The organism is Variovorax sp. PBL-H6 (assembly GCF_901827155.1).
GTDB lineage: Bacteria > Pseudomonadota > Gammaproteobacteria > Burkholderiales > Burkholderiaceae_C > Variovorax.
On record NZ_LR594659.1, the window covers coordinates 3,035,955 to 3,061,448 of the forward strand.

General features: G+C 67.7%; 29 protein-coding genes. 17 read left to right on the top strand and 12 right to left on the bottom strand.

All coding sequences use genetic code 11. The annotated features are described in order from the left end of the window. Positions 1-154: 154 nt before the first annotated feature. The gene (acs, locus tag G3W89_RS14225) at positions 155-2,131 is read left to right on the top strand and encodes an acetate--CoA ligase (RefSeq protein WP_162574688.1); all 1,977 of its coding nucleotides are present in this window, start codon (positions 155-157) and stop codon (positions 2,129-2,131) included. Positions 2,132-2,694: 563 nt separating this feature from the next. On the opposite strand, the gene G3W89_RS14230 is transcribed toward acs, so the two are convergent. Beyond that, positions 2,695-2,862 carry a hypothetical protein gene (locus G3W89_RS14230; protein ID WP_162574689.1) on the bottom strand — a complete coding sequence of 56 codons (168 nt, stop codon included), beginning with the start codon at positions 2,860-2,862 and terminating at the stop codon, positions 2,695-2,697. 37 nt (positions 2,863-2,899) lie between these two features. Continuing rightward, positions 2,900-3,343 carry a universal stress protein gene (locus G3W89_RS14235; protein ID WP_162574690.1) on the bottom strand — a complete coding sequence of 148 codons (444 nt, stop codon included), beginning with the start codon at positions 3,341-3,343 and terminating at the stop codon, positions 2,900-2,902. 106 nt (positions 3,344-3,449) lie between these two features. On the opposite strand from G3W89_RS14235, the gene G3W89_RS14240 reads away from it, so the two are divergent. The 9 genes from G3W89_RS14240 to G3W89_RS14280 all read left to right on the top strand — a co-directional run bounded on the left by G3W89_RS14240 (position 3,450) and on the right by G3W89_RS14280 (position 11,156). Further along, positions 3,450-5,780 (top strand): heavy metal translocating P-type ATPase, encoded by a 2,331-nt coding sequence (locus G3W89_RS14240; RefSeq protein ID WP_162574691.1) that lies wholly within the window; start codon positions 3,450-3,452, stop codon positions 5,778-5,780. Further along, complete coding sequence (gene ccoS, locus G3W89_RS14245; RefSeq protein WP_162574693.1) at positions 5,780-5,917, top strand: cbb3-type cytochrome oxidase assembly protein CcoS; 138 nt, start codon at positions 5,780-5,782, stop codon at positions 5,915-5,917. The genes G3W89_RS14240 and ccoS overlap by 1 nt, the downstream gene beginning before the upstream one ends. Before the next feature lie 64 nt (positions 5,918-5,981). After that, the gene (gene ccoN, locus G3W89_RS14250; RefSeq protein WP_162574694.1) at positions 5,982-7,424 is read left to right on the top strand and encodes a cytochrome-c oxidase, cbb3-type subunit I; all 1,443 of its coding nucleotides are present in this window, start codon (positions 5,982-5,984) and stop codon (positions 7,422-7,424) included. A gap of 8 nt (positions 7,425-7,432) precedes the next feature. Further along, entirely contained in the window at positions 7,433-8,059 is a 627-nt protein-coding gene (gene ccoO / locus G3W89_RS14255; RefSeq protein WP_162574695.1) for a cytochrome-c oxidase, cbb3-type subunit II, read from the top strand. 11 nt (positions 8,060-8,070) lie between these two features. Then, entirely contained in the window at positions 8,071-8,208 is a 138-nt protein-coding gene (locus G3W89_RS14260) for a cbb3-type cytochrome oxidase subunit 3 (protein WP_162574696.1), read from the top strand. A 9-nt stretch (positions 8,209-8,217) separates the two neighbouring features. Next, positions 8,218-9,132: a cytochrome-c oxidase, cbb3-type subunit III gene (gene ccoP / locus G3W89_RS14265; protein WP_162574697.1), complete on the top strand. Its 915-nt coding sequence runs from the start codon at positions 8,218-8,220 to the stop codon at positions 9,130-9,132. A 7-nt stretch (positions 9,133-9,139) separates the two neighbouring features. Next, complete coding sequence (ccoG, locus tag G3W89_RS14270) at positions 9,140-10,579, top strand: cytochrome c oxidase accessory protein CcoG (protein ID WP_162574698.1); 1,440 nt, start codon at positions 9,140-9,142, stop codon at positions 10,577-10,579. Between the two features lie 41 nt (positions 10,580-10,620). After that, a complete protein-coding gene (locus tag G3W89_RS14275) occupies positions 10,621-10,905 on the top strand; it encodes a FixH family protein (RefSeq protein ID WP_162574699.1) in 285 nt (94 codons plus the stop codon). Positions 10,906-10,910: 5 nt separating this feature from the next. Further along, positions 10,911-11,156, top strand: a complete 246-nt coding sequence (locus G3W89_RS14280; RefSeq protein ID WP_162574701.1) for a hypothetical protein — start codon at positions 10,911-10,913, stop codon at positions 11,154-11,156. Here G3W89_RS14280 and fnr read toward each other — a convergent pair. Then, on the bottom strand, positions 11,137-11,853 hold the full coding sequence (gene fnr, locus G3W89_RS14285) for a fumarate/nitrate reduction transcriptional regulator Fnr (RefSeq protein WP_162574702.1): 717 nt from the start codon (positions 11,851-11,853) through the stop codon (positions 11,137-11,139). The two genes, G3W89_RS14280 and fnr, sit on opposite strands and share 20 nt — an antisense overlap. A gap of 146 nt (positions 11,854-11,999) precedes the next feature. Between fnr and G3W89_RS14290 the strand changes: the two genes are divergently transcribed. Beyond that, on the top strand, positions 12,000-12,764 hold the full coding sequence (locus G3W89_RS14290; RefSeq protein WP_332107443.1) for a sulfite exporter TauE/SafE family protein: 765 nt from the start codon (positions 12,000-12,002) through the stop codon (positions 12,762-12,764). A gap of 4 nt (positions 12,765-12,768) precedes the next feature. On the opposite strand, the gene G3W89_RS14295 is transcribed toward G3W89_RS14290, so the two are convergent. Next, the gene (locus G3W89_RS14295; RefSeq protein ID WP_162574703.1) at positions 12,769-13,554 is read right to left on the bottom strand and encodes a hypothetical protein; all 786 of its coding nucleotides are present in this window, start codon (positions 13,552-13,554) and stop codon (positions 12,769-12,771) included. Between the two features lie 134 nt (positions 13,555-13,688). Here G3W89_RS14295 and G3W89_RS14300 point away from each other — a divergent pair, with 134 nt between their 5' ends. Then, positions 13,689-14,420, top strand: coding sequence for a Crp/Fnr family transcriptional regulator (locus tag G3W89_RS14300; protein WP_162574705.1), 732 nt, complete (start codon positions 13,689-13,691; stop codon positions 14,418-14,420). Positions 14,421-14,500: 80 nt separating this feature from the next. Further along, positions 14,501-16,057: a bifunctional aminoglycoside phosphotransferase/ATP-binding protein gene (locus G3W89_RS14305; protein ID WP_232076544.1), complete on the top strand. Its 1,557-nt coding sequence runs from the start codon at positions 14,501-14,503 to the stop codon at positions 16,055-16,057. A 37-nt stretch (positions 16,058-16,094) separates the two neighbouring features. Here G3W89_RS14305 and G3W89_RS14310 read toward each other — a convergent pair whose 3' ends face one another. Continuing rightward, on the bottom strand, positions 16,095-16,616 hold the full coding sequence (locus G3W89_RS14310; RefSeq protein ID WP_162574706.1) for a universal stress protein: 522 nt from the start codon (positions 16,614-16,616) through the stop codon (positions 16,095-16,097). Positions 16,617-16,754: 138 nt separating this feature from the next. On the opposite strand from G3W89_RS14310, the gene G3W89_RS14315 reads away from it, so the two are divergent. Both G3W89_RS14315 and G3W89_RS14320 read left to right on the top strand, forming a co-directional pair. Continuing rightward, positions 16,755-17,177: a universal stress protein gene (locus G3W89_RS14315; protein ID WP_162574707.1), complete on the top strand. Its 423-nt coding sequence runs from the start codon at positions 16,755-16,757 to the stop codon at positions 17,175-17,177. Between the two features lie 31 nt (positions 17,178-17,208). Continuing rightward, a complete protein-coding gene (locus G3W89_RS14320; protein WP_162574709.1) occupies positions 17,209-17,802 on the top strand; it encodes a hemerythrin domain-containing protein in 594 nt (197 codons plus the stop codon). 52 nt (positions 17,803-17,854) lie between these two features. Here the strand turns inward: G3W89_RS14320 and G3W89_RS14325 are convergent, their stop codons facing one another. After that, a complete protein-coding gene (locus G3W89_RS14325; protein ID WP_162574710.1) occupies positions 17,855-18,640 on the bottom strand; it encodes a YoaK family protein in 786 nt (261 codons plus the stop codon). A gap of 288 nt (positions 18,641-18,928) precedes the next feature. Here G3W89_RS14325 and G3W89_RS14330 point away from each other — a divergent pair, with 288 nt between their 5' ends. Continuing rightward, positions 18,929-19,351 carry a universal stress protein gene (locus G3W89_RS14330; protein ID WP_162577483.1) on the top strand — a complete coding sequence of 141 codons (423 nt, stop codon included), beginning with the start codon at positions 18,929-18,931 and terminating at the stop codon, positions 19,349-19,351. Between the two features lies 1 nt (position 19,352). Next, a complete protein-coding gene (locus G3W89_RS14335) occupies positions 19,353-20,747 on the top strand; it encodes a trypsin-like peptidase domain-containing protein (RefSeq protein ID WP_162574712.1) in 1,395 nt (464 codons plus the stop codon). A 132-nt stretch (positions 20,748-20,879) separates the two neighbouring features. Here G3W89_RS14335 and G3W89_RS14340 read toward each other — a convergent pair whose 3' ends face one another. From G3W89_RS14340 to mltG, 6 genes are all read right to left on the bottom strand, one after another. Continuing rightward, positions 20,880-21,545, bottom strand: a complete 666-nt coding sequence (locus G3W89_RS14340; protein ID WP_162574714.1) for an ankyrin repeat domain-containing protein — start codon at positions 21,543-21,545, stop codon at positions 20,880-20,882. Further along, a complete protein-coding gene (locus G3W89_RS14345) occupies positions 21,542-22,348 on the bottom strand; it encodes a TatD family hydrolase (protein WP_162574716.1) in 807 nt (268 codons plus the stop codon). The genes G3W89_RS14340 and G3W89_RS14345 overlap by 4 nt, the downstream gene beginning before the upstream one ends. A 64-nt stretch (positions 22,349-22,412) precedes the next feature. Continuing rightward, positions 22,413-22,787 carry a PilZ domain-containing protein gene (locus G3W89_RS14350; protein ID WP_162574717.1) on the bottom strand — a complete coding sequence of 125 codons (375 nt, stop codon included), beginning with the start codon at positions 22,785-22,787 and terminating at the stop codon, positions 22,413-22,415. Further along, a complete protein-coding gene (locus G3W89_RS14355; RefSeq protein WP_162574719.1) occupies positions 22,784-23,803 on the bottom strand; it encodes a DNA polymerase III subunit delta' in 1,020 nt (339 codons plus the stop codon). Before G3W89_RS14355 ends, G3W89_RS14350 begins: the two co-directional genes overlap by 4 nt. Beyond that, on the bottom strand, positions 23,800-24,441 hold the full coding sequence (tmk, locus tag G3W89_RS14360) for a dTMP kinase (RefSeq protein ID WP_162574721.1): 642 nt from the start codon (positions 24,439-24,441) through the stop codon (positions 23,800-23,802). Before tmk ends, G3W89_RS14355 begins: the two co-directional genes overlap by 4 nt. After that, positions 24,438-25,457 (bottom strand): endolytic transglycosylase MltG, encoded by a 1,020-nt coding sequence (gene mltG, locus G3W89_RS14365; RefSeq protein ID WP_162574722.1) that lies wholly within the window; start codon positions 25,455-25,457, stop codon positions 24,438-24,440. Before mltG ends, tmk begins: the two co-directional genes overlap by 4 nt. Between the last annotated feature and the right edge of the window lie 37 nt (positions 25,458-25,494).

Below are 25,494 nucleotides of genomic sequence, written 5' to 3' on the forward strand. Positions count from 1 at the left end.
TGCGCGGGCCGCTGTGCCGCTGTTGAGCAACTGCTGCAAAACGGGACAGCGTGATCGGCGGGGCACGCCGCCTTCCACCGGCACGACATTTGCGCTAGCGCAAGGTTCGCCGGTGTCGAGTCGCCGACCATCGGGACACACAGGAGACCCACGCATGACAGCACCGGACAGCACCCAGACCCCGAAGCACTATCCCCCGCCCGAGGCCCTCGCGCGCTCGGCCCATGTCGCCGGACGCGCCGCCTACGACGCGCTGGCGGCCGAGGCCGAGGCCGACTACGAAGGCTACTGGGCACGCCTGGCACGCGAGTTCGTGGAATGGAAGACGCCTTTCAAGAAGGTGCTCGGTGCCGACCGGGCGCCCATGTACAAGTGGTTCGAGGACGGCACCTTGAACGTCTCCTGGAACTGCCTGGACCGTCAGGTCGCTGCCGGCCGGGGCGACAAGGTCGCCATCGTCTTCGAGGCCGACGACGGCAAGGTGACGCACACCACCTATGCGCAGCTGCTCGCGCAGACCTGCCGCCTGGCCAACGCGCTCAAGGCGCTGGGCATCGGCAAGGGCGACCGCGTCGCCATCTACATGTCCATGTCCGTCGAGGCAGTAGCGGCCATGCAGGCCTGCGCGCGCCTTGGCGCGGTGCACTCCGTGGTGTTCGGGGGCTTCTCGGCGCATTCGCTGCGCGACCGGATTGCCGACACCGGTGCCGTCGCTGTCATCACGGCCGACGAGCAGGTGCGCGGTGGCAAGACGCTGCCCTTGAAAGCGCTGGTCGACGAGGCGCTGTCGCTCGGCGGGTGCGAGGCCGTGCGCAATGTGGTTGTCTATCGCCGCACCGGCGGCGCCGTCGAATGGCAGCCGCATGACCACTGGATGCACGAGCTCACGCACGAGCAGCCCGACACCTGCGAGCCTGAATGGGTGGGTGCGGAGCACCCGCTCTTCCTGCTCTATACCTCCGGCTCCACCGGCAAGCCCAAGGGCGTGCAGCACAGCACCGGCGGCTACCTGGTGCAGGCGGCCGTGACCGCCAAATGGACCTTCGACCTTCATGACGACGATGTGTTCTGGTGCACGGCCGACGTCGGCTGGGTCACGGGCCACAGCTATATCGCGTACGGGCCGCTGGCGCTGGGCGCGACCGAGGTGGTGTTCGAAGGCGTCCCGACGTACCCGGATGCGGCGCGCTTCTGGAGAATGATCGAGAAGCACAAGGTGACGGTGTTCTACACCGCGCCGACCGCCATCCGTTCGCTGATCAAGGCGGCCGAGGCCAACGCCGACGTGCATCCGCGGCGCTTCGACCTTTCCAGCCTTCGCATCCTCGGCTCGGTGGGCGAGCCCATCAATCCGGCCGCGTGGGAGTGGTATCACAAGCATGTCGGCGGCGGGCGCTGCCCGATCGTCGACACCTGGTGGCAGACCGAGACCGGCGGCCACATGATCACGCCGCTGCCGGGTGCGACCGCCCTCGTGCCGGGCTCGTGCACCCTGCCGTTCCCGGGCATCATCGCCGCCATCGTCGACGAGACAGGGGCCGACGTGCCCAACGGCCAAGGCGGCATCCTCGTGATCAAGAAGCCCTGGCCCGGGATGATCCGCACCATCTGGGGCGACGACGACCGCTACCGCTCGAGCTACTATCCGTCCGAACTGCGCGGCTACTACCTGGCAGGGGACGGCGCAGCGCGCGACGCCGAAACCGGGTACTTCACGATCGGCGGCCGCATCGACGATGTGCTGAACGTGAGTGGCCATCGCATGGGGACGATGGAAATCGAGTCTGCCCTCGTGTCGTGCACCGAGCTCGTGGCCGAGGCGGCAGTGGTCGGCCGGCCAGATGAGACCAGCGGCGAGGCCATCTGCGCCTTCGTCGTGCTCAAGCGCTCGCGTCCGACCGGCGAGGAGGCGCGCAAGCTCGCCGCGGAATTGCGCAACTGGATCGGCAAGGAGATCGGCCCGATCGCCAAGCCGAAGGACATCCGCTTTGCGGACAACCTGCCGAAGACACGCAGCGGGAAGATCATGCGGCGGCTGCTGCGCTCGGTGGCAAAAGGCGAAGCCATTACGCAGGACACGTCGACGCTGGAGAATCCGGCGATCCTGGATCAGCTGTCGGAGGCGCACTGAGAAGGGTGGCTCTGTCTGTCTTTCTCTCTTTCTTTGGAAAGGGTTGGGGGGAGGGCACTTGGGCTGTCGATTCGTACCTTGTGCTTTTGTTGAGGCTGGAGCCGGGGGTTCGTCCCGGCGGCCTGGGCGTGACTAGGAGCGTATGCGCGAGCACGAGTGCGAGCGAGGACCAAGGGCTCACGTCACTCTGCACTCCACAGAAGGACGCGCCATGGCGCGTTGAATTCCAAGTCCCCTCTGGCCGCGCCGAGGAGCGGAGCTTTTCGCGGATCAGGGCCGCGCGTGTTTGAGCGAAGCGAGTTTGCGCGGACCCCGCGAAAAGCGAGCACCGCAGGTTGCCCGTAGCGAAGCGGAGGGTCGCGGCCAGTGGGGTCGCCTTTTCTTTGGTTACTTTCTTTTGGCGAAGCAAAAGAAAGTGACTCGGCCGCCGGGACGACGCCCCGGCTCCAGCCGCAACATAAGCGCAACGTACAAACAGAAGGCCCAGTTCCCCTCACCCCAACCTTCTACCGAGATGAAAGGGAGCAAGAGAGAGGTTCACTCCGCAGGACCTCTCCCGCATGTCATCGACTGGTCACCAACCCACCGTCCCCCAGGCAAAACACGCAGCTGTTCGCGGCGGACATCTCCGGCTCCTCGGCAAGCCCTGCCGCGACCAGCAGCCCGGTCGCCCCAACCGTCGCGAATACGAAGGCCATTGCCTTCAGCATCAGGATTTGCCTCGTGGTCATGAAATGAACTCCTGCATGAATGAAAGCGCCCGGCTGCCTATCGCAGCACCAGCACCGGCAGTGCCGAGTGCGTCAGCACGTGCTGCGTCTCGCTGCCCAGCAACAGCCGCTTGATCCCCTTTCGCCCGTGCGAGGCCATCACGATCAGGTCGCTCTTGTGCTTCTTCGACGCCGCGATGACCGCATCGGCCACCCGGTCCGAGGTGATCGTGATCGTCTTGATCGGGACACCGGCCGCCTTCGCCCGCGTGCCGATGGCGTCGAGCAGACCCTGCGCCTTGTCGGCCCACTGCTTCTCGATGCGCGCGACATCCTCGTGCGCGAACGACATCGCGCCATCGAAATAGTTCATGGGGTAGCGCGGAACGACGGTGAGGGCGACGAGGTCCGCGTCATGCTGCGCCGCAAGCGAGATGGCGCTGGCGACGGCCTTCTTCGACAGCGTCGAGCCGTCCGTCGCGACGAGGATGCGTTTGAACATGATGTCTCCGATGAAAGATGCAATGCCGCCAAGCGTAGGCGCACGGCGCGCCCCCAGGTTGATACAGATCAAGCCCGGCGCACGCGCGCCCCCTTAGCCTCGCGGCATGCAAGCTGCACTATCGACGGGTCCGTCCACCCGCGCAGATCCCACGCGCCCGGATGCCGAAGCACAGGCCGGCTGGGCGGCGCTGGACGACCCGGCCGAATGGCACGCCTTCGGCCGACCGCTCGACGGCGATGCAGCCGCCGGCCGCTGGGAATCGCAGGTCGTCGTCGAAGGCATGCACTGCGCGGCCTGTGCCTTCACCGTCGAGGCGGCGCTGGCCCAGGTGCCCGGCGTGCACAAGGTCGAGGTCAATGCCGCGACCCGGCGGGCACGCGTGGTCTGGTCGGCCGGGGCAGTGAGGCCTTCGCGCTGGTTCGACGCCAGCGCAGCAGCCGGCTACCGGCTGCTGCCCGCCGCGGACATGGCCCTGCGCGCACGACGCAGGCGCGAGGCCCGGCTGGCGCTCTGGCGCTGGCTGGTCGCGGGCTTCTGCATGATGCAGGTGATGATGTACGCCTATCCCGCGTACATCGCCCAGCCCGGCGACCTGGCGCCCGACGCCGCGCAGTTGATGCGCTGGGCCTCCTGGGTGCTCACGTTGCCCGTGATGCTGTTCTCGTGCGGGCCTTTCTTTCGAAGCGCGCTGCGCGACCTGCGCATGCGCCGCGTCGGCATGGACCTGCCGGTCGCGCTCGGCATCGCGGTGACCTTCGTGGTCAGTACCGCAGCCACCTTCGACGCTGCTGGGCCCTTGGGCCATGAGGTCTACTTCGATTCGCTCACGATGTTCGTGTTCTTCCTGCTCACGGGGCGATGGCTGGAGACACGATTGCGGGACCGCACGGCCGGGGCCCTGGAGGCCTTGATGAACCGGCTGCCCGACAGCGTCGAGCGGCTCGGCGCCGATGGCGCCTTCGTGCGCGTCGCGGTGCGGCGGCTCGTGCCCGGCGACGTCGTGCGCGTGCTGCCGGGCGAGGCCTTCCCGGCGGACGGCATCGTGACCGCCGGCGACACCACGGCCGACGAGGCCCTGCTGACCGGCGAATCGCGCCCGGTGCCGCGCCCCTGCGGCGCGCGGGTGCTGGCCGGCAGCCACAACCTCTCGTCGGCGGTCCAGGTGCAGGTCGAATCGGTGGGGCAGGGCACGCGCTTCGCGCAGATCGTCGCCTTGATGGAGAGCGCCTCGCTGCAGAAGCCGCGGCTCGCCCGGCTGGCGGACCGTGCGGCGCGGCCCTTCCTGCTGGCGGTGATGGCCGCGGCTGCGCTCGCCGCTGCGTTCTGGTGGCAGGCCGATCCCGGCCGCGCGTTGATGGTCGCGGTGGCGGTGCTCATCGTGACCTGCCCTTGCGCGCTATCGCTCGCCACGCCGGCGGCCATGCTTGCGAGCGCCGGCGCCCTCGCGCGCGGCGGCGTGATGGTGCGCAATCTCCAGGGACTGGAAGCGTTGGCATCGGTGGACACCGTGGTGTTCGACAAGACCGGAACGCTGACGAGCGACACGCCCAGGCTGGAGCGTGTCTATTGCCGCCAAGGCCTGCGGCCCGGCGACGCAGTCGAGCTCGCCGCCGCCCTCGGGGCGCAGTCGCTGCATCCGGCCGCTCGCGCGCTGGTCAGTGCATGGCGTGCGCAGTTCCGCTCGCCGCCGGCCTGGGAACTTCTGAGCGCCACGGAATACAGCGGCATGGGATTCGAGGGCCGGCTGCGCCGTCCAGGCGATGCAGGCGGCCCGGCTCGCTCGCTGCGCCTGGGTTCGGCGGCCTTCTGCGTGGTCGATCCGCTGGACGTCGAAGCGGCGCAGGTGCACCTGAGCGACGCGCAGGGCTGGATCGCAAGCTTCGTGCTGGCCGAGGAGCTGCGCCCGGATGCCGTCGACGTGGTGGCCGCGCTGCGGGGGCAGGGCCTGGCCGTGCAGTTGCTCTCCGGCGACCGCGCCGCCGCCGCGCAGGAGGTCGCGCGGCGCGCGGGCATCGGCACGTTCCAGGGCGACTGCACGCCCGAGGCCAAGCTGCGCGTGCTGCAGGCGCTGCAGGCGCGGGGTGGGCGCGTCGCGATGGTCGGCGATGGCCTCAACGACGGCCCGGTGCTCGCGCATGCCCACGCGTCCTTCGCCGTGGGCGCTGCGGTCCCCCTGGCGCAGGCGCGCGCCGATTTCGTGGTGCTGGGCGATTCGCTCGCGGCCATCCCTCAGGCCATCGCGCAGGCACGCCGCACGCTTCGCGTCGTGCGCCAGAACCTCTGGTGGGCGGCCGGCTACAACGCGCTGTGCGTGCCGATGGCGCTGGCGGGCTGGCTGCCGGCCTGGCTCGCCGGGCTCGGCATGGCGGCGAGCTCGCTGGTGGTGGTGCTCAACGCGGCGCGCCTGGCCAGGCCGGCGGGGAGCGCAGGCTGATGGACATCCTCTTCCTGCTCGTCCCGTTCTCGGTCGTGCTCGTGCTGGTGATCCTGGGCGGTCTCTGGTGGGCGATCGAGCGTGGCCAATTCGACGACATCGAAACCGAAGGCGAGCGCATTCTGCGCAACGATTGATCTGCATCAAGCCGGCCGCCCTGCGGCGCCGGGACACTGGCTGCTCCACGACAAGGCCACCAAGATGCAACCATCGAATCCCTCCACAGCCGTCTACAGCGACACCGTCGTGCGGCAGTTTGCCCTCATGTCGGTGGTCTGGGGCGTCGTCGGCATGCTGGTCGGCGTGATCATCGCGTCGCAGCTGGCATGGCCGGAGCTCAACTTCGGCATTCCCTGGCTCAGCTACGGCCGCCTGCGGCCACTGCACACCAACGCGGTGATCTTCGCCTTCGGCGGCTGCGCGCTGATGGCGACGAGTTTCCACGTGGTGCAGCGCACGTGCCAGGTCCGCCTGTTCGCGCCGGGGCTGGCGTCCTTCGTCTTCTGGGGGTGGCAGGCGGTGATCGTCGCCGCCGCCATCAGCCTGCCCATGGGCTACACCAGCGGCAAGGAGTACGCCGAGCTCGAATGGCCGATCGACATCCTGATCGCGCTGGTGTGGGTGGCCTATGCCGTCGTGTTCTTCGGCACCATCGGCACGCGCAAGGTCCGCCACATCTACGTGGCCAACTGGTTCTACGGCGCCTTCATCCTCGCGGTGGCGCTGCTGCATATCGTGAACAGCGCGGCGATACCGGCCGGCTGGATGAAGAGCTACTCGGCCTATGCCGGCGTGCAGGACGCGATGGTGCAGTGGTGGTACGGCCACAACGCCGTCGGCTTCTTCCTCACGGCGGGCTTCCTGGGGATGATGTACTACTACATCCCCAAGCAGGCCGGCCGGCCGGTGTATTCGTACCGGCTCTCGATCGTGCACTTCTGGGCGCTGATCTTCACCTACATGTGGGCCGGCCCGCACCACCTGCACTACACCGCGCTGCCGGACTGGACGCAGTCGATCGGCATGGTGTTCTCGCTGATCCTGCTGGCCCCGAGCTGGGGCGGGATGATCAACGGCGTGATGACGCTGTCGGGCGCCTGGCACAAGCTGCGCACCGACCCGATCCTTCGCTTCCTGATCGTGGCGCTCTCGTTCTACGGCATGGCGACTTTCGAGGGACCGATGATGTCGGTCAAGACGGTCAACGCGCTCTCGCACTACACCGACTGGACCGTGGGCCACGTGCATGCCGGCGCGCTCGGCTGGGTCGGGCTGATCTCGATGGGTTCGCTCTACTACCTGATCCCGCGCATGTACAGCCGCACCGAGATGCACAGCGTCAAGGCCATCGAGCTGCACTTCTGGATGTCCACCGTCGGCATCGTGCTCTACATCGCGGCCATGTGGATCGCCGGCGTGATGCAGGGCCTGATGTGGCGCTCCGTCAATGCCGACGGCACGCTCACCTACACCTTCGTCGAGGGCGTCAAGGCCACGTACCCGTACTACGTGGTGCGCATGCTCGGCGGCGTGCTCTACCTGGGCGGCATGCTGGTCATGGCATGGAACGTCTGGATGACCGTGCTCTCCGGCCGCTCGGCACGCTCCGCCATTCCGTTGCCCGCCATCGCTGCACACGCCTGAGGAAACCCATGAGCTCGAGCAATTCCCAGTCCGGCTTCTCGCACGAGAAGATCGAGACCAACAACTTCCTGATGGTCGTGCTGATCCTGCTGGTCGTCGCCATCGGCGGCCTGGTCGAGATCGTGCCGCTGTTCTTCCAGAAATCGACCACGCAGGCGGTGGCGGGCATGCAGCCGCCGACGCCGCTGCAGGTGCTGGGCCGCGACATCTACGTGCGCGAGGGCTGCTACAACTGTCACTCGCAGATGATCCGGCCGTTCCGCGCGGAAACGCTGCGCTATGGCCACTACTCGGTGGCGGGCGAGTTCGTGTACGACCACCCGTTCCAGTGGGGCAGCAAGCGCACCGGCCCCGACCTCCAGCGCGTGGGCGGCAAGTACAGCGACGAGTGGCATCGCATCCACCTGACCAATCCGCGCGACCTGGTGCCCGAATCGAACATGCCGGCCTACGCCTGGCTCGAGAAGGCGCCGCTCGATGGCGCCGAGGCCGAGACGCATATGCGCGCACTGCGACGCGTCGGCGTGCCTTTCACCGACGCTCAGATCGCCGCGGCGCCGGCCGAGGTCAAGGGCAGGAGCGAGATGGACGCGCTGGTCGCCTATCTCCAGTCGCTGGGCCTCGCGCTCAAGTAGGGAGCATGCAGATGGACATCACCACCTTGCGGATCGTGGCCACGCTGGCCTCCTTCGCCGCCTTCGTCGGCATTCTCGTGTGGACTTTTTCGCGCCGTCGCGCGAAGGCCTTCGAAGAAGCGGGCCGGCTCCTCCTCGAACAGGACTGAGAGACCTCCATGAGCGACTTTTTCAACGACTTCTGGTCGAACTACGTGGCCGTCGGCACGCTGGTCAGCATCGTGCTGTGCGGAGTGCTCCTGTGGCTGGTGGCCCGCGCCCCGACCACGAAGGGGGAGGGCAGCACCACGGGGCATGTGTGGGACGAGGACCTGCGCGAGGCCAACAATCCCATGCCGCGCTGGTGGGTGGGCCTTTTCGTCATCACCATCGTCTTCGGCCTGGCCTACCTGGTGGCCTACCCGGGGCTCGGGAGCTACAAGGGCGAGCTCGCGTGGAGCACCGAGAGCGAGTACACGAAGGACCAGGCCCGCGCCGCCCGCGAGCTCGAGCCGGTCTATGCCGCCTATATGGCGATGCCCGCCGAGCGCGTGTCCGGCGCGCCGGCGGCAATGGCGATCGGCGAGCGCCTCTTCCTCAACAACTGCGCACAGTGCCACGGCTCGGATGCGCGCGGCAGCAAAGGGTTTCCGAACCTGACCGACGGCGACTGGCTGCACGGGGGCACGCCCGAGAAGATCAAGGAATCGATCACCCACGGGCGAACCGGCGTCATGCCGCCGATGGCGGCCGTGGTGGGCACGCCCGAGGACGTCAAGAACGTTGCCAACTACGTGCTGAGCCTGTCGGGCAGCCCGCACGACTCGGTGCGTGCCGGCCTGGGCAAGCCCAAGTTCAGCGCCTGCGCGGCCTGCCACGGGGTCGGGGGAACCGGCAATCCGGCGCTGGGCGCGCCCAACCTGTCCGACCGGGTCTGGCTGCACGGCTACGGGCAGGAGGCGATCATCTCGATCATCAACACCGGCAGGACCAACCAGATGCCGGCGCAGCAGGGCCGGCTGACCGAGGCGCAGATCCATGTGCTGGCCTCCTACGTCTGGGGCCTGTCGAACAAGGCCGTGGTGGCTCCGTAGGCGCGCCATGCAGGAAACCGCTCCAGTACCCGTCCGGCCCGCGCGCAAGGTGATCCCGATCGCCGCGACGCAGGAGGGCGGCGGGCTTTTTGCCGCACACCAGAAGATCTACCCTCGCACGGTTCGCGGCATCTTCGCGCGATGGCGCTGGGCGGTGGTGTTCCTGACGCAGCTCGTCTTCTACGGCCTGCCGTGGCTCGAGTGGGGCCAGCGCCAGGCCGTGCTGTTCGACCTCGGGGCCCGGCGCTTCTACATCCTCGGCCTGGTGCTGTACCCACAGGACCTGATCTACCTCACCGGGCTGCTGGTGATCTCGGCACTCTCGCTGTTCCTCTTTACCGCGGTGGCGGGGCGGCTCTGGTGCGGCTATGCGTGTCCCCAGACGGTCTACACCGAGATCTTCATGTGGGTCGAGCACAAGATCGAGGGCAATCGCGTTGCGCGCATGCGGCTGGACGAGGGCGAGTTCTCGCTGGAGAAGCTGGTCAAGAAGTGGTTCAAGCACATCATCTGGCTCGGCATCGCGCTGTGGACCGGCTTCACCTTCGTCGGCTATTTCACGCCGATCCGCGAACTGGGCCTCGAGTTCCTGCAGACCCGCATGGGCTCGTGGGAGGTCTTCTGGGTCTTCTTCTACGGCTTTGCGACCTACGGGAATGCCGGCTTCATGCGCGAGCAGGTCTGCATGTACATGTGCCCCTATGCGCGCTTCCAGAGCGCCATGTTCGATCGCGACACGCTGATCGTGAGCTACGACGCCGCGCGCGGCGAGCCCCGCGGTTTGCGGGCGAAGGGCAGCGACGCGCGATCCCTCGGCGTCGGCGACTGCATCGACTGCACGCTGTGCGTGCAGGTCTGCCCGACCGGCATCGACATCCGCCAGGGGTTGCAGTACGAGTGCATCGGCTGCGGCCTGTGCGTGGACGCCTGCGACACCGTCATGGACAAGATGGCGAGCCCGCGTGGCCTGATCCGGTATGCGACGCAGAACGGGATGGCCGGCCGGTGGACGCGCGCCCAGGTGCTGCGCCGGGTCCTGCGCCCACGGGTGCTGATCTACGCCTCGGTGCTGATGGCATTGACCGTCGGGCTGCTCGCGAGCCTGGTCGTGCGCACGCCGCTGAAGGTCGACGTGGTGCGCGACCGCGCCTCGCTCGCACGCATCGTGGAGGGCGGGCAGCTCGAGAACGTCTACCGGCTGCAAATCATGAACGCGACCGAGCGGCCGCAGCGCTATCGGGTCGAGGCGCACGGCCTGGAGGGGCTGGGCGTGTCGCCGGCCGATCCGGTCGAAGTGGGACCCGCGCAGTCGCGCTGGGTCGCGGTGCGGCTGCAGCTGCCGTATGGCAGCGCGGCGGCCGGCTCCCACCCGGTGCACTTCGACGTGCGCTCGATGGACGGCAGCGCGCAGGTGTCGGAGAAGGCCGTCTTCCTGGTGCCCCGTTGAATGTTCCGCACGACCAGAATCCGAATCTCCAGGAGAGCTCGATGAACGACCACACGACGATTTCGCCAACTCCCGAGGCAGCCGCAGCCTGGTGGCGCTTTCCGCTGCTCTGGATGGTGATGGCGGGGCCAGCCATCGTCGTCGCCGCGAGCTTCCTCACACTCTGGCTCGCCGTGCGAACACCCGATCCGGTGATCGAGCCGGACTATTCCCGCCGCGGCATCGAGATCGACAGGGCCCCTGCCGACAAGAAGCTGCTGCCGGCGCTGGCCGGACGCAATCACGCGGCGACGCCGGACTCCGACGTGCCCGCGCCCCGGCGCTGAACATCATGAAGATGCAGAACTGGATGTCGATTCTCTGGCCCGCCTTCCTGCTGGCCTGCGCCACCGAGCTGCTGGTCTTCGCGCTGGTCGACCCGATCGATCTTCACTGGCGCGGCGAAGCCATCGGCCTGTCTCGCCAGGCGGTTTACACAGGCGGCTTCTTCGTCTTCTGGATGCTGGCGGCCGGCGCAAGTGCACTGACGCTGCTGCTGACGAGAGGGGCGAAGGAGATCAACAGCCAGGAGGGTTGACGATGCGCCGCAGCGCTTCCGGATCGACGATGCGCACCTTGCGCTGGTCGATCTCGACGATGCCGTCGGTCATGAACTTCGAAAGCGTGCGGCTCACCGTTTCGAGCGTGAGGCCCAGGTAGCTGCCGATCTCCTCGCGGGTCATGCGAAGGATGAACTCCGACTGCGAGAAGCCGCGCGCGTGCAGCCGCTGCACCAGGTTCAGCAGGAAGGCCGCAAGCCGCTCCTCGGCCCGCATGCTGCCCAGGAGCAGCATCACGCCGTGCTCGCGCACGATTTCACGGCTCATGATCTGGTGCACGTGGCGCTGCAGCGCCTTGACATCGCGCGACAGCGCCTCGAGGCGGTGAAAGGGCAGCACGCAGACCTCGGCGTCCTCGATCGCGACGGCGTCGCAGGTGTGCTGTTCGTTGACGATGCCGTCGAGTCCGATGATCTCGCCCGCCATCTGGAAGCCGGTGACCTGGTCGCGCCCGTCCTCGCTGGCCACGCGGGTCTTGAAGAAGCCGGAGCGAATCGCGTAGAGCGAAGTGAAGCGTTCGCCGTTGCGAAACAAGGTCTCGCGACGCCTCACCTTGCGTCGCGTGGAAACGAGCTCGTCGATGCGCTTCAGCTCATCCGGCTCCAGCCCGGCCGGCATGCAGAGCTCGCGCAGGGTGCAGCTCGAGCAGGAGACCTTGATGTTCTGGGCTTTCATGAAGGGCGATGAAGTTTTCGCCGATTCTGGGCTGCGGCGGGTGGTGCCGGGTTGATGCACATCAAGGGCCGCAGGCCGGCCTGCCGGCATAGTGATCCATTGCCCGCCCTGGCCGTCGCGATGAATTCATCTCTTGCCCTCGATCCTTGTACCGCCTCGTCGCCGGCGCTGCCGCGGCGCGGGCCGGCCTGAACATGCAGACGGCACTTGCAGGCACCGCACTCCTGATGGGATTGGCTGGAGGTCCGCATTGCGTGGCCATGTGCGGTGCGGCCTGCGCCGGCGTGATCCGGATCGTCCGCGCGCCTGAAGGCGGGGGCGTCGCGACGCTGCCGCGTGCAGGCGTGCGAGGGGCGTCCGCGCCATGGCTGTTCCATGCGGGTCGAATCGCCGGCTATGCGGCGGCCGGCGCGCTTGCCGCGGTCGCGGCGCAGGGCCTGGCCCTGGCGAGCGAGCAGGTGGCGGCGCTGCGCCCGCTCTGGGTGCTGCTGCATGTGTTCGTCCTGGCCTGGGGGTTGCTGTTGGCCGCGCTGGGTCGCCAGCCGCTGTGGGCGAGCCGCATCGGGCGCTCGCTCGCGATGCGTCTGCGGCCGGCATCGGGCTCGGCGCCCGGCCTGCTCGCCATCGGCGCCTTGTGGGTCTCCATGCCCTGCGGACTGCTCTACTCGGCACTGATGCTCGCAAGCCTGGCCAATGGCCCCTTGCAAGGCGCATGGGTGATGGCGCTCTTCGCCGCGGGCAGCGGCGTATCGCTGATGGCGGCGCCATGGCTGTGGCAGCACCTGGGCCGGGGCGCCGGGCTGCTGCGCGGCACATGGGGAACCCGTCTCGCCGGCACGCTGCTGGCGCTGATGTCCCTGCAGGCGCTGAGCATCGACCTGAGGCACCAGATCGAGCTCTGGTGCGGCTGAGGGCTCAGCCCTTGACGATCGTATCCAGCAGCACGGCCTGGATCACGCTGCGGTGATTTTCCGCACGCCGGGCCTCGTCGACAGGGCAGGCAGATGCCAGCAGCGACCAGTGCGGGGAGTGCGTGGCATCCACGAGGAAGGTCGCGTCGTCGCGCGTGGACTGTCCGCGGCCGGCGATCCGCACGTCGAACTCCGCCTCCCGGGCGGCTGCGACGAAGCGGCGGCCCCGCACGGTGGAGGGGTCGCCGAGGAACAGGATCGACGCCCCGGGCGGCGAGCGCTGCTCGCGCAGCGTCATCAGGTCCGCCACGACACGGGCGGGATGATCGTCCAGCGCCAGGCCACGGTAGACCGGCACGGCCGCGTCCTGCTCGACCTGGCGCGCCGCTGCGGGCGGCAGGTGCCCGCAGTCGACGGCGTCGTACATGCGGCCCAGCATGCGCGCCAGCACGCGGACGTCGTCGCGCGCGGGCGCTCCGGGGTCCGCGGGAGCGGTGAATCGAAGCTCTGCCACGCGGGCGCCCAGGTCCTGCGCTGCGCGCCGGAGCACAGGGACCTCCGCGCCCGAATCCGGCCCCAGCAGCAGCGCCAGGTTCTTGCCGCGCAGCGGGTGGCCGAGGGCGCCCGCACGGGCGCCCGCACGCAGGCGATCGACCGCAACGAAGGTCTCGAAAATGCTCTTGGCGAGCAACGGCTCGCGCAGCGGCGCCTGGACATGAGGATCAAAGAGGGCGGACTTCACAAAGGCAAAGGTAGGGCTTGCCGCCGCGCCGGGCTTGATGCCCGTCAATGTTTGTCGTCTTGGCAGGCGCTGATACCGATCTGACACACGGCGTTCACCCACTGTTACCGAGGCGGCCGTCGCATTGGCGCTCCGGTTGCAGTGCCTTTCTAAGCTTCGGTCATCGATCCGAGGAACATGCAATGACCCAAGCCATCTCGCCCCCAAAGTCCACCCCCTCCGGCGCCCAGCGCATCGCGAATGCCCTGGAGCTGCTGGAGAGCAACGTCGCCATCCACAGGCGCATCGTGCGAACGGGCGACTCGGTCTACCAGGTGGGGCAGCCGTTCGCCTGCCTCTACGTGATCAACTCCGGCTTCTTCAAGATGGTCAACCTCTCCGGCGAAGGGCGCGAGCAGGTGGTCGGGCTCCACTTCAAGGGCGACTGGCTGGGCCTGGACGGCATCGCCGCAGGGCGCTACGGCTGCGACGCGATCGCCATGGACACCGGCGAGGTCTGGGCGATCCGCTACGACGCCTTGCTCCAGGCTGCCCTTCGCACCCCGGCGTTGCTGACCGCGCTGCACGAGGCCATGAGCCGCGAGCTCACGCGCGATCACGAATCGCTTCTCTCGCTTTGCACCTTGCCCGCGGACGCGCGCGTTGCGGGCTTCCTGCGCTACTGGGCCGACGCGCTCGCGCAGCGCGGGTTGCGCACCGATCAGATCACGCTCCACATGACACGTGCCGAGATCGGCAACTACCTGGGGATGACGCTGGAGTCCGTGAGCCGTGCGTTTTCGCGACTGGCGCGCGGCGACGTGATCCGCTTCATGGAGAAGGGGCGGCGCGACATCCACATTCCGAAGGTGGAGGCGCTGACGAGCTTCATCCAGCACATCGCGGCGCCGATGGAAGCTGCGGCGATGCATTGAGACATGCCTCGGCCGGCGGACCGTTGCGCCCGCGGCGCGAGTAGGGCCACGCAATGCACAAGTCCGTGCACACTGCCGGGATGAAATCGCCAGATCCGGCTGCCGTCGCCGTGCATCGCAGGCTGGTCACGGCCTTGCGCGAACGCCTGGAATCGGACACGGGCCAGGCCGTCTCGCTCGTCGAGACGCACATTTCCTGGGTGCTGCTGACGGCGGAATATGCCTACAAGCTGAAGAAGCCGGTCTCGCTGGGCTTCGTCGACTTCGGCACGCTGGCGTCGCGCAAGCACTTCTGCGAGGAGGAGGTGCGGCTCAACCGCCGTCTCGCGCCGTCGCTGTATGTCGGCGTCGTGGCGGTGTGCGGCACGATCGAGGCGCCGCACATCGGCGACGACGACCACCCCATCGATTTCGCCGTCTGCATGCGGCGGTTTCCCGAAGATGCGCTGCTGCGCCGCCTGCTCCCGGCCGGGCAGCTGGAAGAGGGTCTGCTGGAGCAGTTCGCGCGGGAGCTCGCCATCTTTCATGAGGGTGCGCAGGTCGTCTCGCCGGCGTCGGCGTACGGCGGACCGGAGGAGGTGGCGCGCCCGGTGGTCGATGTGCTGGCGCGCCTGCGTGCCGTCGGCGATGCCCGGTATCCGAGGGGCCTGCAGGCGTGGGTCTTCAAGCAGAGGCGGGTGCTGCGCACCGCCTGGCTCGAGCGGCAGCGCCGTGGCGCGGTGCGCGAATGCCATGGCGATCTTCACCTCGCCAACGTGGTGCGGTTCGATGGCCGCCTGACCGCCTTCGACTGCATCGAGTTCGATCCGGCCTTGCGCTGGATCGACGTGATCAGCGACGTCGCTTTTCTCACGATGGACTTGAAAGCCCATGGCCGTCGGGATCTCGCGTTCCGCTTTCTCGACGCGTACCTGCAGTACACCGGCGACTATGCCGGCCTGCCGGTGCTCCGCTTCTACGAGGTGCATCGGGCACTGGTGCGCGCCCTGGTCGGCTGCCTGCGCGTGCAGGCCGGTGCCGGCCTCCCGCCCGACGAACCGGACTATCTGGCCTGTGCCTCACGGCTGGCGCAGGTTCCGGAGGGCGCGCCCCGTCTGCTGATCACCCACGGTCTGTCCGGCTCGGGCAAGTCGACCATCGCTGCGGCACTGGTGGCAGCTGCCGGCGCGATCCGCATCCGGTCGGACGTGGAGCGCAAGCGTCTCTTCGGGCTGAGTGCGCTGCAGCGATCGGCAGAGCATGCCGAGATTTACACGCCGGATGCCACGCGGCGCACCTTTGCCCGGCTGGCAGAGTGCGCGCGCACCGCCCTGCAGGCCGGCTATCCCGTGATCGTCGATGCCGCCTTCCTGCGGCGCGAGGAACGGCTGGCCTTCCGGGCACTGGCGACCGAACTGCGCGTGCCCTTCTCGATCCTGGACTGCCGCGCCGCCGAGGCGCAGCTGCGTCGGCGGGTGGCGGCGCGGGCGGCGGAGGGGCGCGATGCGTCCGAGGCCACCCTGGCGGTGCTGGAGCGGCAGCTGGCCGCCCACGAGCCGCTGGACCGGGAGGAGGGCGCCGTGGCCCTCGAAGTCGTCACGGAGGGGACCTTGGATGTGGCCGCGCTGTGCGCGCGCTGGCTCGCACGCGCGTACTGATCGGCTGGGCTTCAGCGCAGCAACGCCCACCAGTCCCTCATTCGAACGCTAGCGCGCCGGTTGGCAGGCTGACGCGCACCGATGCCGGCGCCGGTTCGGCCTTCGATTCGGCTTCCGGGGCGCGCACGAGCAGCACCGGCACCGACGCGTACCGCAGGATGTGCTCGGCGCTGCTGCCCATGACCACCCGGCCGACCCCGCGGCGGCCGTGCGTGCCGAGGACGATCAGGTCCGCGGGCCACTTGGCGGCTTCGGCGTTCACCTGTTCGTGAACCGAGCCGGAGAAGCTGTCGCACAGCACGGTCTCTGCCTCGATGCCCGCCGCCTGGGCGGTGGCCGCCGCTTCGGCGAGGGTGCTCCTGCCGTTCTCGCGAAGCACCTTCAGCCAGTCGCCGGCATACGCGGCGTAGGCATCCATCGACAGGGCGAACGACAGCTCGTCGATCACGTGGAACAGCCGCAACCGGCCTTGGGTCAGCTTCGCAAGGCGAAGCGCCTCCTCGAGCCCGCGCTTCGAAGTCGAACTGCCGTCGATGGGCACAAGAATCCGTTGGTACATGAGGAGCTCCTTCAGTGGTGGGACCGGAGGCGACCAGTGTCCGGACTCCGATTCAACGCACCTTGATCTGGCGCAAGGGAGATCGATGAGGGCACGGCGAACATCGGGCCATCCAACCCATTTCCATACGGACACATCATGAAAATTCTTCTTGCGGTGGATGGCAGCGACTACACGAGGCGCATGCTCTCTTTCCTGGCAACACACAAGGAGTGGCTCGGCGCGGGCCAGGCCTATACGGTGTTTCATGCGGTTCTGCCGGTGCCGCATCGGGCGGCGGCGTTCGCGGGACACGACATGGTCCGGGGCTATTACGACGACGAAGCACGCGCCGTGCTGGAGCCCATCCGGGCCTCGTTGTCGCAGCAGGACATCGATGCGGCCTATGTGCACAAGGTGGGGCATCCCGCCAACGAGATTGCCGAGTATGCGCAGGCGGGCAAGTTCGACCTGCTGATCATGGGCTCGCATGGAGCCGGCGCGCTGAAGAGCCTTGTGCTCGGCTCGGTCGCAACGAACGTGCTGGCACGGTGCACCGTGCCTGTGCTGCTGGTGCGCTGACATTCGCGCGCCACTTCAACGGGGGAATCGCATGACGCACACCACCACCAGAATCATTCGGGACGAACACGCGGCGCTTGCGGCCATGCTGCGTTCCATCGTGCTGCTGCTGGCGCAGCATCGGCGCCAAGGCACGATGCCCGATTTCGGCGCATTGCGGGCGATGCTGTTCTACGTGGATGAGTTTCCCGAGAAGCGGCACCACCGCAAGGAGTCGGAGCTGCTGTTTCCGAAGCTGCGCGCCCGCACGCCGCTGTCGCGCGAGCTCCTCGATCGGCTGGACGACGACCACGCGCGCGGGGAGCGGCGGATCCGGAACGTGGAACACGCGCTGCTCGCCTTCGAGATGATGGGCGAGTCGCGACGCCAGGTCTTCGAGCAGGCGGTCGATCACTACGTCGACTTCTACCTTGGCCACATGGCACTGGAGGAGCGGGAGATCCTGCCGCTGGCCGAGCGGGTGCTGACGGACGAGGACTGGGCAGACCTCGACCAGTCCTTCAGCGCGAATCGGGACGCCCTGGCCGGATGCGAGCCCGATACGGAGTACGAACAACTGTTCAGGCGCATCGTCAATGCGGTGCCTGCGCCGATCGGACTCGGGCCTGTGGCGCAGGAGCTCTGACGGCCAACAGGGCTCATGCCGAAGCGCTGCACTTCTGGGCACAGGGACGCCGTCACTCCTTTCTTTGCGACAGTCTGGATGTCCGGCTCCACCGCCGTGCCAGGTTTGCCAGGTCGTCGAATGCCGGAACAATCGCAAAAAGCAGCAAGAGCAGGGCGAGGGGAACGGTGGAAACGTAGCCGACATGCTTGAAGCCGACAGCCCCGAGCAACCCGCCGCAAAAGAAAAAGACGACGAGAAGCGCGAGGACGCGAAGACGTTCGCGGTTGGCCATCACGCGCAAGCGCGAAGGTGGGCCGGCGGCATTCCGATAGAGCAGCTTTCCAAGCTCGATGCCGATGTCGGTCAGGATCCCGGTCAAGTGGGTGGTTCGAATTTCGGCATGCGACAGCTTGGTGATCACCGCGTTCTGCAGTCCCATGATGAAACAGAGCAGCATGACGGTGCCTGGCACAAAGAAGCCTTGCATGCCGGACAGTCGGGCACCTACCACTCCGAAGAAGATCAACAGAGAGGCCTCGACCAACAGCGGCAGGGCGTACTCGCTGTGCATCCGGCGCCGGCGCGCATAGTTGACGAGTACCGCCGAGCTCGCCGCGCCCGCCAAGAACGACACAAGGCCACCGGCCCCGCCGAGCACCACGTCATAGACGCCCAACACCAGGTGGTCGGCCATCGAGGAGACGATGCCGGTCATGTGAGACGTGTATTGCTGGACGGCCAGGAGCCCACCGGCGTTGACGGCTCCGGCCACGAACGCGAGCGCAAATCCGAGGTGGCGATTGGCACCCGGGGTCCGCTTCCGACCTGTAAGACGCCTGACGTAGTTGATGGGCATGGGCGTCAGCCGATTCTGATTGCAAACTGGAAGTTTCGGTCTATCTCGCCATGGCTGGCTTGCGCAAGATCAAAGGCGGGTACGCGATCGATAGCCTCTGGGGCTTCTGCACCCGCCTGCACCCGCGAGGCGCGCCGCGTGTACGGCTCGTGAACCGAAGCACAGCTTTGCAGAGGAAGGCTTCAACGCAGATCTGGAGCGTGAACGGCCGCGCCTTGATCTGGCGCAAGAGAAGACGCTGAGCCCCCGACGAACATCAGGCCATCCCGAACTCTCCACGGCATGACCATGAAGATTCTTCTCGCGGTAGATGGCAGCGACTACACGAGGCGCATGCTGTCTTACCTGGCAACGCACAAGGACTTTCTCGGTACGGCTCACACGTACACCGTTTTCCATGCGGTCCTCCCGGTGCCGCACCGCGCGGCGGCGTTCGCCGGGCCCCGGGTGGTCCACGGCTACTACGAAGACGACGCCCGCGTCGTTCTGGAGCCAATCCGAGCGTTTCTCGGTGGAGTGAACATCGACGCGAGCTTCGTGCACAAGGTCGGCCACGCGGCCGAAGAGATCGCTTCATTCTCGGAGGAAGGCAGATTCGATCTGCTGGTGATGGGATCGCACGGCGTCGGCGCATTGAAGGGTCTCGTGCTCGGCTCGGTCGCCACGAAGGTTCTGGCGCGTTGCACGGTGCCGGTCCTGCTGGTGCGCTGAAATGCCGAGCAAGCTGTTCGCGAGACAGGTCGTGGCGACGACACTGCGCGCACTTGCATGCCTGGGCACCACCTGTTCGTGGTCGGGCGACCGGTTGTGCATCGAGTCGGCCGAGCGCTCCACGCATGGCGCCGACTTCGTGGCCGCTGTGGCGCGCCAGGCGCCGGCTGTCGTCAGCGTCCTGGCAATAGGGCAGGGCACGGATTGGGGCGGGAGCGACGAGCTCGGGACAGGCGCGCGGTCCCGTCTCGGATCGGAGCGCTCATCGGCTTCGGGTTTTGTCGTCAGCGCCGACGGATACATCCTGACCAGCGCGCACGCTGTGATCGATGCCGAGGAGATATCGGTTCTCGTCGACGGCCGCCGTCGCTTGCCGGCCGGCGTCGTCGGGCTCGACCGCCGCAGCGACCTGGCCGTTCTGAAGGTTGCTGCCACCAGCCTCCCGGTCGCTGCGATCGGCAGCAGCGCGCACCTTTGCGCCGGCGAATGGGTGGCGGCGCTGGGAGCCCCATTCGGATTCGAGCAAAGCGTCACTGCCGGCATGGTCAGCGCCAACCCGCGTTTTCTGCCGGGTGGAAGCGGCGTGGCCCTGATACAGACCGACGTCGCGCTCAATCCTGGCAGTTCGGGCGGACCCCTGTTCAATGGCCGCGGCGAGGTTGTCGGGATGAACTCGATGGCCTATTCGGCGAGCGGCGGCTACCTCGGAGTGTCATTCACGCTGCCCATCGACTCCGCCATGCGCATCGCGGTCGAGCTCCGCTCGACGGGACGTGTGACGCGCGGCCAAATCGGGGCCCGGACACAGGCGCTGACCTCGGATCTTGCGACGGCATTCGGGCTCGATACAGCGATGGGCGCGCTGATCGTGCGCGTCGATGCGGGCGGACCGGCCGCGAGCGCAGGCCTTCGCAGCGGTGACGTCGTCCTCGGCGTCGACCAAGACAAGGCAACCGCTTACGCAGATATCCAGGAGCGGGTGGCCGCTGCTCGTCCCGGCAGTGCGTTGACGATGAGCGTCTGGCGTCGCAAGGCGCCGATGACGGTGAAACTCACCGTGGCAGAAAGCGCCCCGGACCTCCCGCGGCGCACAACGCCGTCAAGCGGACGCGAACAGAGACTGGGACTCGACCTGGTCGAGCGCTCGGCCAGGCAGACGGGGGTTCTCCTCGAGCCGGGCCTTTATGTGAGGTCCACCTCGGGGTCTGCCCAGAGAGCGGGACTGCGCCTCGGCGATGTGGTTCTTGCCGTCAACGACGCGACCGTCGCGGGCATCGCGGACCTGGACAAGGCGCTCGAATCGATCGGGCAGGGTGAGACAGTGGCCCTGCTCATCCGGCGCGGCGCGATCACGACCTTCGTGCCGTTGACGCCGCCGCCTGGACTCACGCGCTGAGCGCTTGGTTGACCGACACCGCCGCAGGCTGCTGGCTGTCGCTGTGCAGATGATTTAACATAATGCACATTGTATTTTTCTAGTTGACGCGCAAGCTGATGGGCAAGCGCTCAGCCCCGCGATCACCCTGGCTCACCATTTCCCATCGCTCGGCCGCTTGCTCGCCGGCGCCGCGGCGCTCAGCAGCCGCACCGCGTCCGGCCGCTTGGCACGCTGGGCGAAATCCAGCGCCGACATGCCCAACTGGTTCTTCATTGCCGTATCGGCACCCTCGTCGAGCAGCAACTGGACCGCGGCGCTGGAGCCGTACATGGCGGCCATCATCAACGGCGTGGTTCCGTTGGGCGACTGCGCATCGATGAAGGCGTAATGCTCCAGCAGTTGCTTGATGATCGCGACATGCCCGCCGGTAGCCGCGTAATGCAGTGGAGTCCAGCCTGGCTTGTTGACGTCGGCGTCGCGTGCGATGAGCCGGGTCACCAGCTCCTGCTGGCCCTTGAGCGCAGCCAGCATCAGCGGACTTTCATCCTTCGTGTTGCGCAGCTCCACATTGGTCCTGGGTGAGTTCAACAGCACCTGGATGACCTTGGGTGACGGCTCGCGCATGGCGATCAGCAGGCCCGTCTGGCCTTGCTCATCGCGCGTATTGGGGTCGAAACCGCGGTTCAGCAAATCTGCGACGCCGTCGGCGTTGTCGCTGCGGGCGGCACGAAAGAAGTCATCGAACGATCCCGCATGGAGCGCGAAAGATGCTGTAATTACAGCAAGATATAGCGCATTCTTAAAGTAACTCTTCATCTCTTGGCGCCTGAAAACAGGGTGTCGAAGTTGTCGCTGGTGACCTGACCGATGGTCTCCACCGGCACCTTCCGCAGTTCCGCGATCTGCCGCGCCACGAAAGGCACGTACGACGGATTGTTGGTCTTCCCGCGGTAGGGCACCGGCGCAAGGTAGGGGCTGTCGGTTTCGATCAGCATGCGGTCCAGCGGCACGAAGGCCGCCACGTCGCGCAGGTCCTGCGCCTTCTTGAAGGTCAGGATCCCCGAAAAAGAGATGTAGAACCCCAGGTCCAGCGCGGCGCGCGCGACCTCGGCCGTCTCGGTGAAGCAGTGGAACACGCCTCCGGCGGCTCCGCGCGAGCCATCCTCGCCCTCCTCCTTCAGGATCGCCAATGTGTCGGCCGAAGCATCGCGGGTGTGGATGATCAGGGGCTTGCGCACCTGCTGGGCGGCGCGGATGTGCACGCGGAAACGATCGCGCTGCCATTCCAGATCGGCGATGCTGCGACCGCCCTTGCGCGCTTCCATCTGGTAGTAGTCGAGGCCGGTTTCGCCGATGGCAACCACCTTGGGGAGCGCGGAACGTGCCACCAAATCGTCAACCGAAGGCTCGGCGATGTCCTCGTTGTCCGGATGGACGCCTACGCTCGCCCAGAAGTTGTCGAAACCAGCCGCCAAAGCCTGCACTTCGGGGAATTCTTCCAGCGTCGTGCAGATGCACAGCGCCCGGTCGACCTGCGCAGCAGCCATGGCTTCGCGGATCTGCGGCATCTGGCCAGTGAACTCGGGGAAGGTCAGGTGGCAATGGGAGTCGGTGAACATCGCAAAACTTCGGAAAACGGCGGCGCGACCGCAGCGCCTGCGGTCTGCATCATGCAGACAAAGCTCAAATGGTCTGGGTAGGACGGTCGGAGGCCACGGTGCCGCCGAGCGCCTCTTCGATGCGCGCCTTGAGCTGGCGCGACTTTTCGTCCGAGGGGAAACGGATGCCGACGCCTGGCGCCCGATTTCCGGCCGCACGCGCCGGCGTGATCCAGGCCACCTTGCCGGCGACCGGGTAGCGCTGTGGATCCTCCGGGAGGGTGAGCAGCACGTAGACGTCGTCGCCCAGGCGGTACTCGCGGGAGGTCGGAATGAAGATGCCGCCTTCGGCGAACAGCGGGATGTAGGCCGCATAGAGCGCGCCCTTTTCCTTGATCGCCAGCTGGATGACGCTGGGGCGGGCGGGTGCGGCGGGGGGTGGAGAGGCTGTTGTGTTCATGGGCGGCGGCTGGCGGAGTTTAGGGTGCTTCGTGCTTCGCTCACAAGCGCTTCGAGCATCAGGCCAGGATTGAAAGGATGTTCTGCGGTTTTTGCCGCATTGGCGAGCGACCGGGCCCACCGGGCCAGCGCGGCTCTCGGCGGCACGGCCGGCAGGTCGGCGGCTTCGAAAAAGCGCGGCGCGGCGCCGCTGTCCACGGTCATGAGGTCGTGGCAGAGCTTCTGCAGCGCACCGATGGCCTGGGCCGGCGCACGGTCGGCCAGTGCGCCGACCTCGCCGCGCAGCATGGCCTTGGGCAGCAGGCTCCAGGCCTTGGGCGACTGGCCCGAGGCAGCGAGCCGCAGCGCATCGCTGGGCCGGCCGCCCGCGGCGCGCAGCAGGGCGGCCGCGTCCGTCGGCGGAACGCCCTGCCCCACCAGCCAGTCGCGCGCCTCGTCGTCGCCGGGCCAGGGCAAGGTGAAGCCGAGGCAGCGGCTGCGGATGGTGGGCAGCAACTGCCAGGCGGCCTCGCTCGCCAGCACGAAGCGCACGTCACCGACCGGCTCCTCCAGCGTCTTGAGCAAGGCGTTGGCGGTGATGGTGTTCATGCGCTCGGCCGGATAGACCAGCACGACCTTGCCGCGGCCGCGGGCGCTCGTGCGCTGGGCGAAGCCGACCGCATCGCGCATGGCCTCGACGCGGATCTCGCGGCTCGGCTTGCGCTTCTTGTCGTCGATGTCGGCCTGGCTTTTCTCGTCGAGCGGCCAACCCAGTTCCTGCATCGCGACTTCGGGCATCAGCACGCAGAGATCTGCATGGGTTCGCACGGTGATGGCATGGCAGCTCGCGCACCGGCCGCAGGCGCCCTGCTGGCTCGCTTCGTCCCGCTGCTCGCAGAGCCACGCGGCCGCCAGTGCCAGCCCGAGGTGGTACTGGCCCAGGCCCGACGGGCCGTGCAGCAGCCAGGCGTGGCCACGCTGCCGCAGCAGCTCGGCCAGCGGCTTGTGCAGCCAGGGCGAGAGGGTCGTTTCGCTCATGGCCCGCTGCCGGTCAGGCCGCGCTGGGCCAAGGCCGCTTCGATCTGCTGCCACACCTGCTCGCGCGGGCGGTTCGCGTCAATGCGCACGAAGCGCGCCGCGCCCGCAGCGCGCTCGGCGTAGCCGGCTGCGACGCGGCGGAAGAACTCGATCGGCTGCGATTCGAACTTGTCGGGCAGCCGCGTACCGGCCAGGCGCTCGGCGGCGGCCTCGGGCGGCAAGTCGAACCACAGCGTGACCGCCGGCTGCAGCAGCGTGCCATCACGCGCCTGCACCCACTGTTCCAGGGTCGAGAGCACCGCCGTGTCGAAGCCGCGCCCCGCGCCCTGGTAGGCGAAGGTGGCGTCGGTGAAGCGGTCGCACAGAACCACCTCGCCGCGCGCCAATGCGGGCTCGATGACCTGCACGATGTGGTCGCGCCGTGCCGCGAACGCCAGCAGCGACTCGGTGAGCGGGTCCATGGCCTGCGTGAGGATCATGGTGCGCAGCGTCTCGGCGAGCGGCGTGCCGCCGGGCTCGCGGGTGCGTGTGACCTGCCGCCCGTGGGCCTTGAACAATGTCTCCAGCGCGTCGATGTGGCTGGACTTCCCGGCGCCGTCGATGCCTTCGAGCGTGAGGAACAGGCCAGGTCGCGTCATCGTCCGCTCCGTGGTGACGGCTCGGTGCCGCGCTGGTAGCGGTTCACCGCCCGGTTGTGTTCGTCGAGCGAACCGCTGAAATGGCTGGAACCATCGCCGCGGGACACGAAGTACAGCGACTTGCTTTGAGCCGGCTGCACCGCTGCCACCAGCGCGGCCTTGCCTGGCATGGCGATCGGCGTGGGCGGCAGCCCGGGCCGCAGGTAGGTGTTCCAGGGCGTATCGGTCTGCAGGTCTTTCTTGCGCAGGTTGCCATCGAAGCGCGTGCCCAGCCCGTAGATCACGGTCGGGTCCGTCTGCAGCGGCATGCCGACGCGCAGCCGGTTGACGAACACGGCCGCGATCTCGGCCCGGTCCTTGGCTACGCCTGTCTCCTTCTCGACGATGCTGGCCAGTATCAGCGCCTCATCGGGCGTCTTCAGCGGCAGATCGGACGCGCGCGCGGCCCAGGCGGCTTCAAGCTTCTTGTCCATGGCCCGCATCGCCCGCTGCAGCAGGGCGAGGTCGGTGGACCCCTTCGAATAGGTGTAGGTGTCTGGAAAAAAGCGGCCCTCGGGATGCAGGCCGGGCTTGCCGAGCCGGGCCATCAGCTCCTCTTCGCTCTGGCCCAGGGTCACGGGCTTGAGCTGCTCGGCCTTGGCCAGCGCGGCGCGCACCTGGCGGAAGTTCCAGCCTTCGACCAGCACGATGCTGCGCGTGGCCTCTTCGCCGCGCACCAGCATGTTGAGCAGCAGGCGCGGCGTGACGCCCTGCTCCAGTTCGTAGCTGCCGGCGCGGATCTGCCGGTCCTGGCCGGAGAAGCGGAACCAGCCGTACAGCAGTTGCCACGGCACGCGCACGCCCGCGTCGGCCACTGCTTGCGCGACGCCCCGCGGCGTGGTGCCCGGCTCGACCGAGAGGTCCACAGTGGGCGCCGGCAGCTTCAGCGGATGCTGCACCCACCAGAGCCCTGCCGCGCCGGCGCCGAGGACGACGAAGGCGGCGAGCAGGAAGAGCGTGAGAAGAAGGCGGCGCACGGATGCGAATGAATCGGCGGACGGAAGGGAAAACGCG